Source organism: Pseudomonas sp. CCC3.1 (assembly GCF_034347405.1).
Classification (GTDB): Bacteria; Pseudomonadota; Gammaproteobacteria; order Pseudomonadales; family Pseudomonadaceae; genus Aquipseudomonas.
Map to the genome: position 1 here is coordinate 3486757 of NZ_CP133778.1, position 17944 is coordinate 3504700.

Consider the following 17944-nt stretch of genomic DNA (forward strand, 5'->3'; position numbering starts at 1 on the left):
TCTATGGCCGATAAGCGGCCAGTACCGGCCAAAGCCTTCTGCCTATCGGTCAGAGTGCAGCACCGGGTGCTTGAGCCTGTCCATATAAAGAAGGACTCACGCCCAACTCGCGGCGGAACATGTCGCTGAAACTGCTGGGCGAATACCCCAGTGAGCGGGCGATCTGGCTGACCGACACGCCCTGGATCAACTCGGCGGCCGAGGTCGCCAGTTGCACCTGCCGCCGCCACCGGGCAAAGCCCATGCCCAACGCGCCCTGAAACAGACGCGCCAGGGTGCGCACGCTGGCCCCGGCGTTCTCGGCATGTTGCTCAAAGGCAATGTCCAGGGTCGGGTTGGCCATGACTGACTGGCACACACTCAGCAAGCGTCGATCCGAGGTGTCAGGCAGTGGCACCTTGAGCACGGTGCGACGGGCGCGCTGTAGCTCCAGCAACGTCAAGCTCAGCAACGCTTGGCGGTAAACCGCTTGCTCGTCGGTTTGCTCCACCAGGTTAATAATCAGCTCACGCAACAAGCGCCCGACCTCCAGCACCTGCACCGTACTGTCCAGCGTGCTGGCCGTGGTCTGCGGCAAATAGAGGTTGCGCATTTGCAAGTCCGACACCACACGAATCCCATGCGGCACGCCCGGTGGCAGCCACACCGCCCGTTGCGGTGGCACGGCCAGGGCTTCATTCGGGGTGTCGACCCACATCACCCCGCTCACCGCGTACAACAACTGGCCCCACTCATGCTGATGCGGCTCAATGTACAAACCACGCGGGTAGGTTCGCGCCAAGGGTTGCACCGGCACGGCGGAGTCAGACAGATCAGGCGGGGCGGCAAGGGCCATGGGCAGTCCGCGTGAGAAAAGTGAGTGCTTATGTTACCTGAGCTTGTTTACACCAAAAGTGTCCCCACCTGACAAAACTGTCATCTTTCCTTCAGTTGCCTGACAGTCCCTGTCGTTCAGGCTTGGTTATTTTCTTTAAGAGGTCATTCATGAAAAGCCCGTTACGCGTTCTGGCGCTCTCTACCCTCCTGCTTTCCTGTTTCGCCAACGCGGCGGAACAACTGACCATGGACGTGCACCGCGATGCCAACTGTGGCTGCTGCAAAGCCTGGATCTCACACCTGCAAGCCAATGGCATCAAGGTGAACGACCATGTCGAAGACGACATGAGCAGCGTCAAACGCCAGCTCGGTGTTGCCCCGCGCCTGGCCTCGTGCCACACCGCAGTGATCAACGGCAAATTTGTAGAAGGCCACGTGCCTGCCGAGCAAGTGATTGCTTTGAGCAAACGCAACGACCTGAAAGGCATCGCCGTGCCGGGCATGCCGATGGGCTCGCCAGGCATGGAAATGGGCGACCGCAAAGACGCCTTCCAGGTGATAGGTCTGCGCAACGACGGCCGAGAAGAAGTCATCGCCGAATACCCGGGCCACTAACACAACGCACCAAAACAGTGCGAAAAACAGCGCAGAGTCACCTGGCTCTGCGTTGCCTTGGCCCTGCAAAACCCGTCTGTCGTCCTCTTGTCAGACAATTACTCATCCTGCCTACCACCTTTCAACATCTCTCCTACACTCAACGCTGTCGCATGCACGACACAAAAGTGTCGTATTCAGTAAAGCGAACCTTCAGTCGCTAAGACAGGTCAACTTCTCACAGCGACCGCACATTTGGTGCATTCCTTGCTACGCCTTTTTCACCTCTTGAGCATTCACGCCATCGGTGACTTTGCCGATCAGGAAGGGGGTGGCTTACTGGCCATGGGGGCCATTGGCAGTTCAATAAATAGAAAGGGAGAGAGTCATGAACAGTGCTGCTGCCCCACATCAAGATGAACGGCTAAACCTGCAAGCCACGCCCTCGATAGCCCTGCCCGGGCTGGCGCCTGCAGGCAAGGCAGCGCTGCCGGTCGCGAGTGCCAATCCGAACAAAAAGAAAGTGCTGTTTGTCACCTCCGAGCTGGCTGACCTGGTTAAAACCGGCGGCCTGGGCGACGTCTCGGCGGCCCTGCCGCGGGCCATGCATCACCTGCATGACGTACGCGTACTGATTCCCGGCTATCGGCAGGTGCTCAACAGCGACAACCCGATTCATATCATCGGTGAGCTGGGCGGGCATGCCGCCCTGCCCCCTTGCAAAATCGGGCGCATGGATTTGAAAGACGGGCTGGTCATCTATGTGCTGATCTGCCCTGAACTGTACGAACGCGAGGGCACGCCTTACGGCGCGAATAACGGCCGCGACTGGCCAGACAACCATATTCGCTTCGCCCGCCTGGGCCTGGCCGCCGCCGACATGGCGGCCAATCTGGCGCAGATTCATTGGCAGCCCGATCTGGTTCACGCGCACGACTGGCCCGCCGGCCTGGCCCCGGCTTACATGCACTGGCGCGGCCAACGCACGCCCACCCTGTTCACCATTCACAACCTGGCGTATCAGGGCGTGTTCAGCCGGGCCAGTTGCCCGGAACTGGGGGTGCCGCCCCACGCCCTGCAACAGGACGGCATGGAGTTTTACGGCAAGTTATCGTTCCTCAAGGCGGGCATGGCCTACGCCAGCCACATCACGACGGTCAGCGCGACGTATGCGGCTGAAATCACCACCCCGGACTTTGGCTGCGGGCTGGATGGCTTTTTGGCCAGCAAAACCCAGCAAGGTCTGCTCAGCGGTATTCCCAACGGCATCGACGACACCTGGGAAGCCTCAACCGACCCGCATCTGGTCGCGCCGTTCAGCATCGGCGATTGGGAAGGCAAGGCCCGAAATGCCGAGCATGTCCGCAATCTGTTTGGCCTCAAGCCGTCCAAGGGGCCTTTGTTCGCAGTGGTTTCGCGGCTGGTGTATCAAAAAGGCCTGGACCTGACCCAAGGCGTCGCCGAATTCATCGTTAATCGCGGGGGGCAGATTTGCATCATTGGTCGTGGCGAGCCGGAAGAAGAACAGGCCATGCGTGATCTGGCCCTGCGTTTCCCCGGCCAAATCGGCACGCGCATTGGCTTCAATGAAACCGATGCCCGGCGCATGTTCGCAGGCAGTGACTTTTTGCTGATGCCTTCGCGCTATGAACCCTGCGGCCTGAGCCAAATGTACGCCCAGCGCTTCGGCTCATTGCCGGTGGCGCGCAACACCGGCGGCCTGGCCGACACCATCGAGAATGGCGTGACGGGCTTTTTGTTCGACGAATCCACGGTTGAGAGTTACACCCAGGCGCTGACCCGTGCCTTCAAGGTGTTTGCCTACCCCGGCCTGTTCAATGCCATGCGGTGCCGTGCCATGGCAGCGCCCTTCAATTGGTGCAAGGCGGTTGAACCCTACGCCGAGCTTTACGAGCGGCTGGTCGCCCAATCAAGAGTGCGCTCTACCTAGTTGTCAGTACCACAGCACGCGGATTTGCCTGACGTTCAATAGCTACTCGCCAGCCACTTAGGGAGCCCGCCAATGAGCGAAGCGCAATTGGAAATACTCGCCGGCCGAGCCGGTTTGGCCGTTGACTGGATCGATGCCAACGGCCAACCACAAAGAGTCGCGCAACACGTGCTGGAGGCCATCCTGGCCGGTTTGGGGTTACCGGCCGACAGCGCCGAAGCCATCGAAACCAGTCTGCTCAACTTGCAACTGGAGCAACAAAACAAGCGCTTGCCGCCATTGCTCACCGCTGACGTGGGCAAGGCGCTGGACCTGTCACGCTATTTCCACTCCCACAGCCAGAGCAAGGTACACCTGGAAAACGGTGAATCACTGGAGATCCAGCTTGATGCAGACGCCATGCTGCCGGGCATGATCCCCATCGGCTATCACCGGGTACAGATTGAGGATCAACACTTCACCCTCGCGGTCGCACCCGCCAAATGTTTCAGCATTGGCGACGCGTTGCAGCAATCTGCGCCGCGAGCGTGGGGGCTCGGCGTGCAGCTCTACTCGTTGCGCCGTGACGGCGATGGTGGTTTTGGTGATACCCGCGCACTGGAAACCTTGCTCCGGGCCGCCGGTGAACGCGGCGCCGATGCACTGGCCATCAGCCCGGTGCACGCCATGTTCAGCAGCGCGCCGCAACACTACAGCCCGTACTCACCCTCTAGCCGTCTGTTTCTCAACAGCGTGTATGCCGAGCCTTCGAGCATTCTGGGAGGCGATGCGCTTGATCGGGCCATTGAAACCACCGGTCTGCGAGATGAGTTGCAGCGCCTGCAAGCGCTGCCATTGATCGACTGGCCAGCCGCCACCCGCGCCAAACAGACCTTGCTGCGCCAACTCTACGAAGACTTTGTCGACGAGGACTCAGCGCTCATGAGCGACTTCCAGCGGTTCCGCGATCTGGGCGGCGAAGCGCTGGAAAACCACTGCCGTTTCGAAGCCCTGCAAGCCGTCAGTGCGGCCGAGCAGCGCAGCCTCGACTGGCGCGAGTGGCCCGAGCAACTGCGCAATCCGGACAGCCCGGCTCTGTTGCACTTCGCCGAAGAACACGCGCACCTCATCGCTTATTACGCGTTCTGTCAGTGGTTGATCGCACGCTGCCTGGACCGGGCACAAACCACCGCCCGAGGCAGCGGCATGGCCATTGGTTTGATCGCCGACCTGGCCGTGGGCGCCGATGGCGCGGGCAGTCAGGCCTGGTGCCGACAAGACGAACTGCTGGCGCAGCTGACCGTGGGTGCTCCGCCCGATCAGCTCAATCGCGCAGGCCAAGGCTGGGGCATTTCGGCGTTCTCACCCGAAGGCTTGAAACGGAACGGCTTCCGCGCCTTTATCGAAATGCTGCGAGCCAACTTTGCCCACGCCGGCGGCCTGCGCATCGATCATGTACTGGGGTTGCAACGCTTGTGGGTGATCCCTTTGGGCGCCCCTTCCAACGAAGGCGCGTACTTGTATTACCCGGTGGATGACCTGCTGCGCCTGGTCGCGCTGGAATCGGTGCGCCATCAAGCCATCGTGCTCGGAGAAGACCTGGGCACCGTGCCTGACGGCCTGCGTGAAAAACTCAGCGAGCGGGCCATTCTCGGTATTCGCGTGCTGTTGTTTGAGCAGGATTTCGGCGCCCACTTCAAGCCCATTCTGGCGTGGCCGGACGACGCCCTGGCCACCACCAGCACCCATGACCTGCCGACGCTCACCGGCTGGCTGCAGGGCCGCGATATTGACTGGAACGAAGACCTCAACCTGATCGACCCGGTCACCGCCAACCGCTGGCGTGAAAATCGTCACCGCGAGTGCGAGGGGCTGGACCGAGCCTTGCGTCAGGACCCGCAAAATTTTCAGGAAGAAACCCAAGGCAGCGCCCCGACCCTGGACGCGAGCATTCGCTTTCTTGGCCATACCCGGGCCCCTCTGGTTCTGCTGCCCATCGAAGATGCGCTGGGCCTTGTAGAACAGGCCAACCTGCCGGGCACCGTCAGCGGCCACCCTAACTGGTGCCGCCGTTTACCGGGCGATTGCAGCGCCCTGCTGGACGCAATTGACGCCACACGACGTTTCGAATTACTGGCCTGCGCACGTTTGCAGGCCCATGAGCGAGATCGGTAATGACGTAACACGAGGATTGAACGGCCGCGGAGCGGATGTCATTGCAATTTAAAAAGGATTTTTCAGCGCTTTCTGTAACTGCCGATCCATCCACCCTAGCGTCAGGAGCAATTGCCATGAGTAACGACGATAAGCGCATACGTGAGTTCGCCTACCAAATCTGGGAATCCGAAGGCAAACCCGAGGGCCAGCAAGCACGGCACTGGGAAATGGCTCACAAACTGGCCCAGGCTGAAGCACTGGCACCGACCAAGGCCGAGCCTAAAGTAGCCAAGCCCAAGGCCGCGGCAAAGCCCAAGGCGGCGCCCAAGCCAAAAGAACCCGCCGAGAAAAAGCCCCGCGCCCCACGCAAACCAGCGTCATGAAAGACACACAAACCCCGTAGCAGTTGCCGAGCTAAGCGAGGCTACGTCCGATTGCGTAGCGATCGTAAAGACGAAGCACCTTATTTGTCTGCAAGGTTGCCACAGCCGGTTTATGACGAATGCGTTGCCGGACGTAGCCTCGCGTAGCTCGGCAACTGCTACGAGGTATCTCAACGATGGCTGTACTCTTCCATTCAGCAGGAGCGACTATGAGCAAGAGCCCTTCAGCACCCGATGCCGCCACTGCCGAGCACTCGCGCATTCGCGAAGGTCTGCCCTTTCCGCTGGGCGCAACCTGGGACGGATTGGGCGTCAACTTTGCCCTGTTTTCGGCCAACGCCACCAAGGTCGAGCTGTGCCTGTTCGACAGCACAGGCGAGGTGGAACTGGAGCGCATCGAGCTGCCCGAATACACCGACGAAACCTTCCATGGCTACCTGCCCGACGCGCATCCGGGGCAGATCTATGGCTATCGCGTTTACGGCCCGTACGACCCCGAAAACGGCCATCGCTTCAACCACCATAAATTGCTCATCGACCCTTACGCCAAGCAATTGGTGGGCGAACTCAAATGGTCCGAAGCCCTGTTTGGCTACACCATCGGTCACCCGGACGCCGACCTGAGTTTTGACGAACGCGACAGTGCGCCGTTTGTGCCCAAGTGCAAAGTCATCGACCCGGCCCATACCTGGGGCCATGACCATCGCGTCAGCGTGCCGTGGGAACGCACGATCTTCTATGAGACCCATGTGCGCGGCATCAGCATGCGCCACCCGGCAGTCCCCGAAGCCGTGCGCGGGACGTTTGCCGGGTTGATGGTCGACGACGTGATCGAACACATTCGAACCCTGGGCGTCACCAGCGTTGAACTGCTACCGATACACGCCTTCGTCAACGACCAACACCTGTTGCAAAAAGGCATGACCAACTACTGGGGCTATAACAGCATCGGCTTTTTCGCCCCCGATCCGCGTTACCTGGCCAGCGGCAAAATTGCCGAGTTCAAGGAAATGGTCGCGCACCTGCACGAAGCCGGGCTCGAAGTGATCCTTGACGTGGTCTACAACCACACCGCCGAGGGCAACGAACAAGGCCCGACCCTGTCCATGCGCGGCATCGACAACGCCTCGTACTACCGACTGATGCCCGACAACAAGCGCTTTTACATCAACGATTCAGGCACCGGCAACACCCTGGACCTGAGTCACCCGTGCGTGTTGCAGATGGTCACCGACTCGCTGCGCTATTGGGCCCACGAAATGCACGTCGACGGTTTCCGCTTCGATCTGGCGACCATTCTGGGGCGTTACCACGATGGTTTTGACGAGCGCCACAGCTTTTTGGTGGCCTGCCGCCAAGACCCGCTGTTGCGTCAGATCAAGATGATCGCCGAACCTTGGGACTGCGGTCCCGGCGGCTATCAGGTCGGAGGTTTTCCGCCCGGCTGGGCCGAGTGGAATGATCGCTTCCGCGACAACGTGCGGGCCTTCTGGAAAGGCGACGAAGGCCAATTGGCCGAATTCGCCGGACGCATGACCGCCTCTGCCGACCTGTTCAACCGACGCGGGCGACGGCCTTATACCTCGGTCAATTTCATTACCGCGCATGACGGTTTTACGTTGAACGACCTGGTGTCCTACAACGACAAACACAACGAAGCCAACGACGAAAACAACCAGGACGGCAGCAACAACAACCTGTCGTGGAACCATGGCGTTGAAGGCCCGACTGACGACCCGCAGATCAATGCGTTGCGTCAGCGCCAGATGCGCAATTTCATGGCCACCCTGCTGCTGGCCCAAGGCACGCCGATGCTGGTAGCAGGCGACGAGTTCGCTCGAACCCAACACGGCAACAACAACGCGTACTGCCAGGACAGCGAAATCGGCTGGGTCCACTGGGCGCTGGACAAGCCCGGCAAATCGCTGCTGGCCTTTGTCAAACGCCTGATCAAGTTGCGCCTGCAGTACCCCATCTTGCGCCGCGGGCTGTTTCTGGTTGGGCACAGCGAAAGCACGCCCGGGGTCAAGGACGTGACCTGGCTCACCGCAGATGGCAGTGAGATGAGCACCGAGCAGTGGCAAGACCCGCAAAACCGCTCTCTGGGCATGCTGCTCGATGGTCGCGCGCAAGTCTCCGGGGTACAGCGTTCCGGGGTCGATGCCACGCTGCTGATCCTCATCAACGCGGGCCACGACGACATTGATTTCACCTTGCCTGAAGTGGCGCACGGGGTCAGTTGGTCGTGCAAGCTCGACACCACCGATCCGGCGATCAAAGGCCCGCAACACCTGGCGTTCAAAACGCCTTACAGCGTGACCGGTCGCTCATTGGTGCTGCTCGAACTGCAATCTGCGGCCTCGTAAAAATGGCCAGCCACGCCCGTTCCAGACACAGGCGTGGTTGACGCCACCGGTATTGATAAACATCAATTACGCCCCCATACCGCTGGGCTATAAACACCTCAGCGGCATGAGGCATGCCGCCTAAAGGACAGGAGCGACCATGACCATTGATGTTGTCGGTAACACTCGCACACCTGCGGCGCCCACAACGGCGCCTGCCGTACACCGAATCAAGGTACTGACGGTCAACACCCACAAAGGGTTTACCGCCTTGAACCGCCGTTTCATCCTGCCGGAACTGCGCGAAGCCGTTCGCAGCACCTCGGCAGACTTGGTGTTTCTGCAAGAAGTGCTCGGCGAGCATGAGAAACATGCCTCGCGCTACGAAGAATGGCCAAAAACTTCACAATACGAATTCCTGGCTGACAGCATGTGGAGCGACTTTGCCTACGGCCGTAATGCCGTGTATCCGCAAGGGCATCACGGCAATGCGTTGTTGTCCAAATACCCGATCAAGTCGTCGCGCAATCTTGATGTTTCGATTACCGGGCCGGAGCGGCGTGGGCTGTTGCATTGCGAGCTGGACGTGCCGGGGCATGAGAACGTGCATGCGATTTGTGTGCATTTGAGTTTGCTGGAAAGTCATCGGCAGTTGCAGATTGTGCTGCTGCATCAATTGCTCAAGTCCTTGCCGCCAAATGAGCCGGTGATTATTGCCGGTGATTTCAATGACTGGAAATTGCAGGGCAATGCGGCGCTGTCTCAGCGTGATGATTTGCATGAGGTGTTTGAGCGCCATCACGGGCAGTTGGCCAAGACTTACCCGGCGCGTTGGCCGTTGTTGCGGCTGGACCGGATCTATTTGCGCAATGCGACGGCGCAGAACCCGACTATTTTGGGGAATAAGCCTTGGACGCATTTGTCGGATCATTTGCCATTGGCGGTTGAGGTGCATGTGTAAAAGCCTCAACCCTGTAGCCGCTGAGGAGCGCAGCGAGGCTGTGATCGGCTGCGAAGCAGCCGCTAAACCAAGCAATCGCAATGTCCGGATTTGCGAGGACTGCGTCCCCAATCGCAGCCTCGCTCCGCTCCTCAGCGACTACAAAGAAATTGATATTTCAGTTATTCCGGCCTCAATATCAACACCCCCAACGGTGGCAGATTCAATGCCAGTGAGACGTCTTGCCCATGGCTCGCGTGTTGTTCGGTGGCAACTCCCCCACCATTCCCGTAGTTGGAGCCCGAGTAGATACCGGCGTCGCTGTTGATCACTTCATTCCAGGTGCCGACCACAGGTACGCCTACGCGGTACGCTTCTCGCGGCACAGGGGTGAAGTTGGCCACGACCAACACTGGCTTGCCCGCTTTGCTCCAGCGCAACCAGGCGAAGACGCTGTTGGTGGCGTCGTCGCCAATCAACCATTGGAACCCTTGCGGCACGTCGTCCTGTTCATGCAGTGCAGGTTCTTCGCGGTACAGTTGGTTAAGGTCGCTCACCAGCTTTTGCACACCACGGTGCTCTGGGTATTGCAGCAAATACCAGTCCAGTTGCTGGTCGTGGTTCCATTCACGCCATTGGCCAAATTCGCAGCCCATAAACAGCAATTTCTTGCCCGGATGAGCCCACATGAAGCTCAAGTAAGCCCGCAGGTTGGCGAATTTTTGCCAACGATCTCCGGGCATTTTGTCGATCAGCGAGTGTTTGCCATGCACCACTTCGTCGTGGGAGATCGGCAGGATGAAATGCTCATTCCAGGCGTATACCAGGCCAAAGCTCAGTTCGTTGTGATGGTGAGCGCGGTACACCGGATCTTGCTGGATATAGTGCAGCGAGTCGTGCATCCAGCCCATGTTCCATTTGTACGAGAACCCAAGCCCGCCCTGCTCTGTGCTTTGGCTGACTCCCGGCCAGGCCGTTGATTCTTCGGCGATCACCAGCGCACCCGGGACTTCGTGCGCAACGACGTCATTAAGATGGCGTAAAAACTCGGTCGCTTCGAGGTTCTCACGACCGCCATGCTTGTTAGGAACCCACTCGCCAGGCTTGCGCGAGTAATCGCGGTACAACATCGACGCCACCGCATCTACCCGCAGGCCGTCAACGTGGAAGTGCTTGAGCCAATGCAGGGCCGACGCCAGCATAAAACCATGCACTTCGGTGCGCCCCAGGTTGTAGATCAAGGTGTTCCAGTCTTGATGAAAGCCTTCTCGCGGATCGGCATATTCATACAGCGCGGTGCCGTCGAACTGGGCCAGACCATGGGCGTCATTGGGAAAGTGCGCAGGCACCCAGTCGAGGATCACGCCAATCCCGGCCACATGGCAGGCGTTAACAAAGGCGGCGAAATCTTGCGGCGAACCATAGCGGGCTGTCGGCGCAAACTGCGACAGCGGCTGATACCCCCACGAGCCTCCAAACGGATGCTCCATGATCGGCATCAACTCGATATGAGTGAAGCCCAGTTGCTGCACGTAAGGGATCAAGCGCTCGGCCAGCTCGCTCCAGCTGTACTGACGCACGTCGCCAATGTCATCGACCTCGCACTGCCAGGAACCTGCGTGCAGTTCATAAATGGACAGTGGCGCGTCTTTACGTTGACGCTCGGCGCGCGCGTGCATCCAGTCGGCGTCCTGCCAGTCGATATTCAACGGTGCGGCGACGGTTGACGCGGTGTCGGGGGGCAATTGGGCCGACAACGCCATGGGGTCGGCTTTGAGCGGCAGAATGCCTGCGGGGCTCAGAATTTCATATTTATAGGCTTCACCGGCCTGCAAGCGCGGAATGAACAGCTCCCACACCCCGCTAGGATGGCGCAAACGCATCGGGTGGCGACGCCCGTCCCAGCCATTGAAACCGCCCACCACCGACACCCGCCGCGCATTCGGTGCCCACACGGCAAAGCGCACACCTGGCACCCCGTCAACGTGCATCAGTTGCGCGCCAAGGCAACTGCTAAGGTCACGGTGATTGCCTTCGGCAAACAGATACAAATCCATCTCACCGAGCAGCGGACCAAAACTGTAAGGGTCTTCACTGACCTGCTGCACGTCACCCCAATTCACCTGCAACCGGTACGGTTGCACATGAGCGAAATGCCCCACAAACAGGCCTGGGGTTTGCGTGGATTCAAGGCTGCCCAGCACGTCGCCACCCTCACGCGACAACACCTCGACACCGACCGCACCGGGTAAAAAAGCCCGGATAAACTGCCCGCCCTCGCCGTCCGCATGCGGACCCAACACCGAAAACGGGTCCGGGTGCTCAGCGCTTTCCAGCGCGGCAACATTCAAAATGTCAGGTAACAGCGAGTCCTTACCTCTACCTGCCTGCTTGCTCGAACCCATGCTGCTCTCCATACGGTAAAGGTTACGCATGACGCTGCACGCGTTTCAGCCATCCACTGAGCCGTATCCTACAACTCGCAGTCAGCCCCAAGACTAGCTGGTGTCAGACAATCTGTATCGCTTGATGATTGGCCCGATACCAAACGGTCAACATCACACAGCAGTCGTGCACTGTTTTCGTACAGCAACCGTGCAATCTGCAACGTACCTCTCATCAGCCAAGGCTCTGGCAAGGGCGTGTCCAAGAAAGGAACATCCAGCCCACAGGTATCAATGCAAAAGGCGTGCACACACTGCATCAGCGGTCGGTACGGGAAGAGTAAGGTTTCAATATTGACTGATAGTGACAGGTCTAATTCTGTTCTATAGAGCCCACTCATCAAGAAGCGACGTGAGCAATGTTTTCTTAATCAATCACTACACATGCAGCACCGTTCGTCATTTATTGTGATAGCCCATTATTTTTATCTGACAGGCAAAACCTACAACCAACTTGACGCTACTCCCAACATCCAACAAAGTCCGGACACATCCACCCAATTAAAAATATAAAAATAACAAACAATTATCAACGCCCTCTAAAACTGGGAGCTCACTCAACATCGAAGCCACCACTCTCGAACCGCCTATTAAATAGTAGGCTGATGACCCAGCACACCGATGACTTTTCCCACGCAGCATGACGGTAGTTTTGACAGACACTAAAAAATATATTAAACCACCACTATTTTAATCGACTCAAAACTTAAACACGGAGTTATCGACATGAACGATACATTGGGCATAATTATTTTTAGGAAATCATCCCGCAACACTCTGCAAACTTATTCCCCCACAACTATTCATGCACATGAATAACGCCAAGAACATCAATCTAAAAAATACGTATTCTGCACAGTTTCTAGAGAACATAATCCCCGAACGCCAGCGCACTATGGTGCCATTCCCTTAGCAGGTAAAACATGCATAGCCCTATGACAATTCGAGCGGTACGGCTGGCCGGAATATTAATAAAAGAGCAATTAAAAGAGCCCATCGCACTTTTTTGGATATTACTCTCACCCAGTGCTATTTTTTATTTGCTTGCGTTTTCAAAAGGCAGCACCTACTTCCAGCAAGACTACTCCAGCGCAGCGGCATGGTTTTATGCTTACCTATCACTAAGCATTGCTTTCTTTGGTTTCTCTTTTTATATCATCGGAAGACGAGAAAGCGGATTCATGCGGTCATTCATTTACACACTCCATGCTAAAACGGTATTTCTTCTTGCACAGTTTTTGGCTTACTCAGTCATCGCGCTCATATATTGCATGATTTTCTACATTATGACCCGGCCTGCTTTCGGATCGTATTCCGCTGACGAAGCACTTACTATTTTTCTACGGTTCTATAGCTGCCTTGTATTATTTTGCATTCCCGGTCTGTTATTAACGTTTCTGCCGTTAAACTTTCAAACTGCCAACACTATTTTCTCAATTGCATCCTTCCTGATGCTGGCGCTGGGGATATCTCAAACAGCATTGCCCGGCACAGTCGGCACATCTATTAGTGCACTGAATATTCTGGAACTCGGAAAAAACATTATGCTAGATGAAGCCCCTTCTTCCCGACTATTGATCATCAGTATTTTTATAATATTCGGCTTGGCGATGACTCAAGCACGCAAACATTTACGAATCAACCCTATTTGGAGCCGATATTGATGAACGTTCTGCAGGCGAACAACATTGATTTCAAATACGCTGCCAAGAGCCTATTTACACAAGCATCCTTAACGGTTGAACCAGGACAAATCGTCGGTCTTCTAGGGCCTAACGGGTCGGGCAAAACTACATTTTTCGATCTTGTTTGTGGCTTAAAGCAGCCCAACTCAGGGCAATTAATAAATACGTTTCCAAAACAGCTTTATTTATCTCAAACCGTGATAACACCTCCCGCACTGCGTATGTTTGATATTTTTAAAATGATGACTCTGCTCTGCTCAAGCACCTCAATGACCAAGGACAATACCCTGGATAAGCTGGCCTGCTGGAGCCCTCAAGTCGTGGAGCGCTACAACGAGATATGGAGCAAGAAATCGTCTCTGTGCAGTTACGGTGAAAAACGCTGGTTCTTTACCGTGTCTTTATTGTCGATAGACGCTGATCTTTTAATTTTGGATGAGCCAACGGCTGGTGTAGATCCCGAGTTTCGCTTTTATATCTGGCAATGCTTGCGAGCGGCAACGAAGGGTGGCACGGCAATTCTTGTTTCGTCACACAACGTTGACGAAATAAGCCAAAACTGCGATGGCTTTTACATGATCAGCCAACAGCAATTCATGCATTTTGAAAACGGCGATGCATTCAAAAGGCGTTTTCAGGCAGCCACCCTTGATCGCGCATTTATTAACGCAGCAGCAGGCTCTCACCAGCCCTTAAACGGCGCCTTCCCCTGATTCGCTGAGTGCGTTGATCTTGATCAGTACTTGCGCCAGATATTTGAGCTAACGGCTCCAAGGCCAGATTCTACGGGTGATTGCTTATTGGTATACGGGCTGAAAAAAACCATCTGATCCGTCTTTTAATCAGTTAGCTGAGCCTGTTATGCAAACAGTTGGCGGGCGATAGTGCTCTGGCCTGATGGAGGCTGATGAGTGAAGGACCATGAGCAATCACATTCCCGTCCAGAGACTTGAAGCGTTTGAGGCTGCGCATTCCAAAGCCTCCACTACTAAAAACAGGGCCAGCGATAACCAGATCCACACCCGCAGTTTTACCGGCCTGTTCCGCACGCTTCGCATCGTGAGCACCGGTTTTTTGTTTTTAGTGTTCTTTGGCACCGTCTGGCTGCATTGGGATGGTCGTCAGGCTGTGTTGTGGGATTTGTCCGAAAGCAAATTCCACATCTTTGGCGCCACGTTCTGGCCTCAGGATTTTATTTTGTTGTCGGCACTGCTGATCATTGCCGCCTTTGGCCTGTTTGCGATCACGGTGTTTGCAGGCCGGGTGTGGTGTGGCTACACCTGCCCGCAAAGTACCTGGACGTGGCTGTTTATGTGGTGTGAAAAAATCACCGAAGGTGACAGAAACCAGCGCATCAAACTGCAAGCCACGCCCTGGCGCTTGAACAAGATTGCCCGGCGGACGGCCAAGCATTCGCTTTGGCTGGCGATCAGTGTGCTGACGGCTTTGACCTTTGTCGGGTACTTCACGCCCATTCGCCCTCTGGCTATCGAGTTGTTGACCCTGGAAATAGCCGGCATCAGTTTGTTCTGGGTGTTGTTTTTTACCGGCGCCACGTACATCAGCGCGGGCTGGCTGCGTGAAGCGGTGTGCATGCACATGTGCCCCTATGCACGCTTTCAGAGTGTGATGTTTGATAAGGACACCTTGGCGATTTCGTATGACGTGGCCCGTGGCGAAAGCCGTGGCCCGCGCAAACGCGGGGTGGAACCGGCGCAGGTCGGGCTGGGAGATTGCATCGATTGCACGATGTGCGTACAGGTGTGTCCGACCGGGATCGACATTCGCGACGGTCTGCAAATGGAGTGCATCGGCTGCGCGGCCTGCGTCGATGCCTGTGATTCGGTGATGGACAAAATGGGCTATGCCCGTGGCCTGGTGCGTTACACCTCCGAACATGAATTGCAGGGCGGCAAAACCCACTGGTTGCGCCCTCGCCTGATGGGCTACGCAGGGGTGCTGGTGCTGATGATCGGCGCGTTGGTGGTGGCCTTGAATCAACGTTCCATGGTGTCACTGGATGTGATCAAGGACCGGGGCCTGTTCCGTGAGAACAGCCAGGGGCAGATCGAGAACATCTATAGCCTCAAAATCATTAACAAAACCCAGGAGCCGCAGCACTATCGCGTGTTGCTGCAACCGGATGAGGCGTTCCAGTTACAGGGCAAAACCGAGTTGACCCTGGCCCCTGGCGAAATTGTCGAAGTGCCGGTGTCGGTGGCGCTGCTGGCCGAGCGCCCCAAGAGCAGCTCACAGACCATTGAATTTGTGGTCACCGACACCGATGAACCGAGTGTGCGCAGTGTGGCCAAGAGCCGGTTTGTTGCACCGATAAATCGTTAAATCACACATTCTCCTGTGGGAGCGAGCTTGCTCGCGATAGCATCGACGCGGTCATTTCGGCAAACCGCAGCGTTAACATCGCGAGCAAGCCCACTTCCACAGGATTAGCTGAGTTTTAGTTCATGAAACGCTACGAAAAATTCGCTGACGATATTGCTGAACTGATCCGATCCGGGGTGCTCGGCCCCGGTCAGCGCGTGCCGTCGGTGCGCTATGCCAGCCAGACTTATGGGGTCAGCCCATCCACGGTGTTTCAGGCCTATTACCTGCTCGAACGCCGCGGCCTGATTCGCGCCAAGCCGCGCTCGGGGTATTTCGTCAACACGCACGCGCCCAGCCCGTTTTCCGAACCGGTGGTCAGCAGCCACGCCACCGAGTCCACTCAGGTCGATGTCAGCGACCTGGTGTTCTCAGTGCTGGACTCGATCAAAGACCCGCATACCGTGCCGTTCGGCTCGGCCTTCCCCAGCCCCATGCTGTTCCCGCTGCAACGTCTGGCTCGCTCGATGGCCAGCGCCAGCCGCGAAATGGACCCGCGCATGGTGGTCACCGACATGTCGCCGGGCAACCCGCAACTGCGTCGCCAGATTGCCCTGCGGTATATGGTCGGCGGGCTGATGCTGCCGATGGAGGAGTTGCTGATCACCAATGGCGCGCTGGAAGCCTTGAACCTGTGCCTGCAAGCCGTCACTGAACCCGGTGATCTGGTCGCGATTGAAGCCCCGGCTTTTTACGCCTGCCTGCAAGTGCTGGAGCGACTCAAGCTCAAGGCCATCGAAATCCCGGTCCACCCGCGCGACGGCATCGACCTCGATGCGTTGGCGCAGACCCTCGATCGGCATCCGATCAAGGCCGTGTGGTGCATGACCAGTTTTCAAAACCCGATTGGCGCCACCATGCCCGAAGCCAAGAAACAGGCGCTGGTCGAACTGCTGCGCGAGCATCAGGTGCCGTTGATTGAAGACGATGTGTACGCCGAGTTGTACTTCGGTCAACACGCGCCCAAACCCGCCAAGGCCTTCGACACCGAAGGGCTGGTGATGCATTGCGGCTCATTTGCCAAAAGCCTGGCACCGGGTTATCGGATCGGTTGGGTCGCGGCCGGGCGCTTTGCGCAAAAGATAGAGCGCCTGAAACTCATGACTTCGCTGTGCGCATCAATGCCGGCACAAGCGGCGATTGCCGACTATTTGCAGCACGGCGGTTACGACCGTCACTTGCGGCGCCTGCGCGATGCGCTGGAGGACCAGCAAAGCGCGATGCTGGCAGCGATTGCGCGGTACTTCCCGGCGCAAACCCGAGTCAGTAAACCTGCAGGGGGGTATTTTTTGTGGCTGGAACTGCCTGAACAGATGGACTCGCTCAAACTGTTTCAGATGGCCCTGGCCCAAGGCATCAGCATCGCGCCGGGGCCGATTTTCTCGGCGACCCAGCGCTTTAGAAACTGCATCCGCCTGAACTACGGCAGCCCCTGGGATGAGACCTGTGAAAAGGCCATGGAAACCCTGGGCAAGATTGTTCGCTCGTTTTAACTGACACACCAAACCCTGTAGTCGCTGACAAGGCACGAAGGCTGCGATCGGCGGCGCAGCCGTCGTAAACCTGTTGGCCCGGAGTCCCAGATGCGCTGAGGGGCCTGAGATTTTACGACTGCTGCGCACTCGATCGCAGCCTTCGTACCTCGTCAGCGGCTACAGTACGCGGGGTGTTAGCCCGGCATGCAGTTGAAGTCAGCGGTGTGGGCCACTTCCTTACCGTGGGAATCAACCAGCGTGGCGCTGACCTCTGGGCCCAAGCTCGATTCGATCAGTTCGTAACGCTCGCCCGCCTTGAATTGCTGGTAATTGACCTTGCCTTGGCAATTCACTTCGTTCTCATCACCGGTGGCCCCTTCAAACAAGGTGACATCAAGGTGATGCGCGCCTGGGGTGACTTCAAAGTAGCGGCCGTCGTTGATGTTCTTGCCATCGACGCGCTCGGCCATCAAGTCGCTGTTACCTTCTTCCTTCAGGCCTATCCAGGCTTCGCTCGGGTCTTGCTTGGGCATCGGGCCAGCACAGGCTGACAGCAACAGCACCAGGCTCAGGGACGGAATCACTAACAGGGGTTTAAGGTTCATCAAGGTGTGCCTCACAAATGAAACCAAAGAGTGCGACAGGCCCAACACTCAACCCGTCGAATAGGCCTCAAGCTTGATCTGCAACCCGCGACCGGCCTAATGAATGAAGGTGAAGGGATTTTCAGCCCATACCTAAACCTTCCTTCATGTTGCTGAAAGCTGATCGTTAGGTTTGAGCGGTAAGACTG

General features: G+C 57.1%; 13 protein-coding genes. 10 read left to right on the plus strand and 3 right to left on the minus strand.

Annotated features, from left to right (window positions below; all coding sequences use genetic code 11):
• Nucleotides 1–49 precede the first annotated feature (49 nt).
• Nucleotides 50–835 carry a helix-turn-helix transcriptional regulator gene (locus RHM56_RS15340; protein WP_322233520.1) on the minus strand — a complete coding sequence of 262 codons (786 nt, stop codon included), beginning with the start codon at nucleotides 833–835 and terminating at the stop codon, nucleotides 50–52.
• Between the two features lie 149 nt (nucleotides 836–984).
• Between RHM56_RS15340 and RHM56_RS15345 the strand changes: the two genes are divergently transcribed.
• The 6 genes from RHM56_RS15345 to RHM56_RS15370 all read left to right on the plus strand — a co-directional run bounded on the left by RHM56_RS15345 (nucleotide 985) and on the right by RHM56_RS15370 (nucleotide 9186).
• Nucleotides 985–1431 carry a DUF411 domain-containing protein gene (locus RHM56_RS15345; RefSeq protein WP_322233522.1) on the plus strand — a complete coding sequence of 149 codons (447 nt, stop codon included), beginning with the start codon at nucleotides 985–987 and terminating at the stop codon, nucleotides 1429–1431.
• 367 nt (nucleotides 1432–1798) lie between these two features.
• Complete coding sequence (gene glgA / locus RHM56_RS15350) at nucleotides 1799–3361, plus strand: glycogen synthase GlgA (RefSeq protein WP_322233524.1); 1563 nt, start codon at nucleotides 1799–1801, stop codon at nucleotides 3359–3361.
• A 72-nt stretch (nucleotides 3362–3433) separates the two neighbouring features.
• Complete coding sequence (gene malQ, locus RHM56_RS15355; protein ID WP_322233526.1) at nucleotides 3434–5515, plus strand: 4-alpha-glucanotransferase; 2082 nt, start codon at nucleotides 3434–3436, stop codon at nucleotides 5513–5515.
• A gap of 116 nt (nucleotides 5516–5631) precedes the next feature.
• Nucleotides 5632–5880 (plus strand): DUF2934 domain-containing protein, encoded by a 249-nt coding sequence (locus RHM56_RS15360; protein WP_322233528.1) that lies wholly within the window; start codon nucleotides 5632–5634, stop codon nucleotides 5878–5880.
• 209 nt (nucleotides 5881–6089) lie between these two features.
• Nucleotides 6090–8246 carry a glycogen debranching protein GlgX gene (gene glgX / locus RHM56_RS15365; RefSeq protein WP_322233530.1) on the plus strand — a complete coding sequence of 719 codons (2157 nt, stop codon included), beginning with the start codon at nucleotides 6090–6092 and terminating at the stop codon, nucleotides 8244–8246.
• 139 nt (nucleotides 8247–8385) lie between these two features.
• Nucleotides 8386–9186 (plus strand): endonuclease/exonuclease/phosphatase family protein, encoded by an 801-nt coding sequence (locus RHM56_RS15370; protein WP_322233532.1) that lies wholly within the window; start codon nucleotides 8386–8388, stop codon nucleotides 9184–9186.
• A 161-nt stretch (nucleotides 9187–9347) separates the two neighbouring features.
• Here RHM56_RS15370 and glgB read toward each other — a convergent pair whose 3' ends face one another.
• On the minus strand, nucleotides 9348–11570 hold the full coding sequence (gene glgB / locus RHM56_RS15375; protein WP_322233534.1) for a 1,4-alpha-glucan branching protein GlgB: 2223 nt from the start codon (nucleotides 11568–11570) through the stop codon (nucleotides 9348–9350).
• Between the two features lie 962 nt (nucleotides 11571–12532).
• Here glgB and RHM56_RS15380 point away from each other — a divergent pair.
• From RHM56_RS15380 to mapR, 4 genes are all read left to right on the plus strand, one after another.
• Complete coding sequence (locus RHM56_RS15380; protein ID WP_322233536.1) at nucleotides 12533–13273, plus strand: ABC transporter permease; 741 nt, start codon at nucleotides 12533–12535, stop codon at nucleotides 13271–13273.
• Nucleotides 13273–14007: an ABC transporter ATP-binding protein gene (locus tag RHM56_RS15385; protein WP_322233538.1), complete on the plus strand. Its 735-nt coding sequence runs from the start codon at nucleotides 13273–13275 to the stop codon at nucleotides 14005–14007. The genes RHM56_RS15380 and RHM56_RS15385 overlap by 1 nt, the downstream gene beginning before the upstream one ends.
• A gap of 208 nt (nucleotides 14008–14215) precedes the next feature.
• Entirely contained in the window at nucleotides 14216–15637 is a 1422-nt protein-coding gene (ccoG, locus tag RHM56_RS15390; RefSeq protein ID WP_322233541.1) for a cytochrome c oxidase accessory protein CcoG, read from the plus strand.
• A 122-nt stretch (nucleotides 15638–15759) separates the two neighbouring features.
• Nucleotides 15760–17169, plus strand: coding sequence for a GntR family transcriptional regulator MpaR (mapR, locus tag RHM56_RS15395; protein WP_322233544.1), 1410 nt, complete (start codon nucleotides 15760–15762; stop codon nucleotides 17167–17169).
• 176 nt (nucleotides 17170–17345) lie between these two features.
• Here mapR and RHM56_RS15400 read toward each other — a convergent pair whose 3' ends face one another.
• The gene (locus RHM56_RS15400; protein ID WP_322233546.1) at nucleotides 17346–17756 is read right to left on the minus strand and encodes a hypothetical protein; all 411 of its coding nucleotides are present in this window, start codon (nucleotides 17754–17756) and stop codon (nucleotides 17346–17348) included.
• Nucleotides 17757–17944: the final 188 nt, after the last annotated feature.

Excerpts from the sequence above, each read along its gene's own strand:
- RHM56_RS15340 (WP_322233520.1), bottom strand. The coding sequence starts at position 835 with ATGGCCCTTGCCGCCCCGCCTGATCTGTCTGACTCCGCCGTGCCGGTG.
- RHM56_RS15345 (WP_322233522.1), top strand. The coding sequence starts at position 985 with ATGAAAAGCCCGTTACGCGTTCTGGCGCTCTCTACCCTCCTGCTTTCC.
- glgA (WP_322233524.1), top strand. The coding sequence starts at position 1,799 with ATGAACAGTGCTGCTGCCCCACATCAAGATGAACGGCTAAACCTGCAA.
- malQ (WP_322233526.1), top strand. The coding sequence starts at position 3,434 with ATGAGCGAAGCGCAATTGGAAATACTCGCCGGCCGAGCCGGTTTGGCC.
- RHM56_RS15360 (WP_322233528.1), top strand. The coding sequence starts at position 5,632 with ATGAGTAACGACGATAAGCGCATACGTGAGTTCGCCTACCAAATCTGG.
- glgX (WP_322233530.1), top strand. The coding sequence starts at position 6,090 with ATGAGCAAGAGCCCTTCAGCACCCGATGCCGCCACTGCCGAGCACTCG.
- RHM56_RS15370 (WP_322233532.1), top strand. The coding sequence starts at position 8,386 with ATGACCATTGATGTTGTCGGTAACACTCGCACACCTGCGGCGCCCACA.
- glgB (WP_322233534.1), bottom strand. The coding sequence starts at position 11,570 with ATGGGTTCGAGCAAGCAGGCAGGTAGAGGTAAGGACTCGCTGTTACCT.
- RHM56_RS15380 (WP_322233536.1), top strand. The coding sequence starts at position 12,533 with ATGCATAGCCCTATGACAATTCGAGCGGTACGGCTGGCCGGAATATTA.
- RHM56_RS15385 (WP_322233538.1), top strand. The coding sequence starts at position 13,273 with ATGAACGTTCTGCAGGCGAACAACATTGATTTCAAATACGCTGCCAAG.
- ccoG (WP_322233541.1), top strand. The coding sequence starts at position 14,216 with ATGAGCAATCACATTCCCGTCCAGAGACTTGAAGCGTTTGAGGCTGCG.
- mapR (WP_322233544.1), top strand. The coding sequence starts at position 15,760 with ATGAAACGCTACGAAAAATTCGCTGACGATATTGCTGAACTGATCCGA.
- RHM56_RS15400 (WP_322233546.1), bottom strand. The coding sequence starts at position 17,756 with ATGAACCTTAAACCCCTGTTAGTGATTCCGTCCCTGAGCCTGGTGCTG.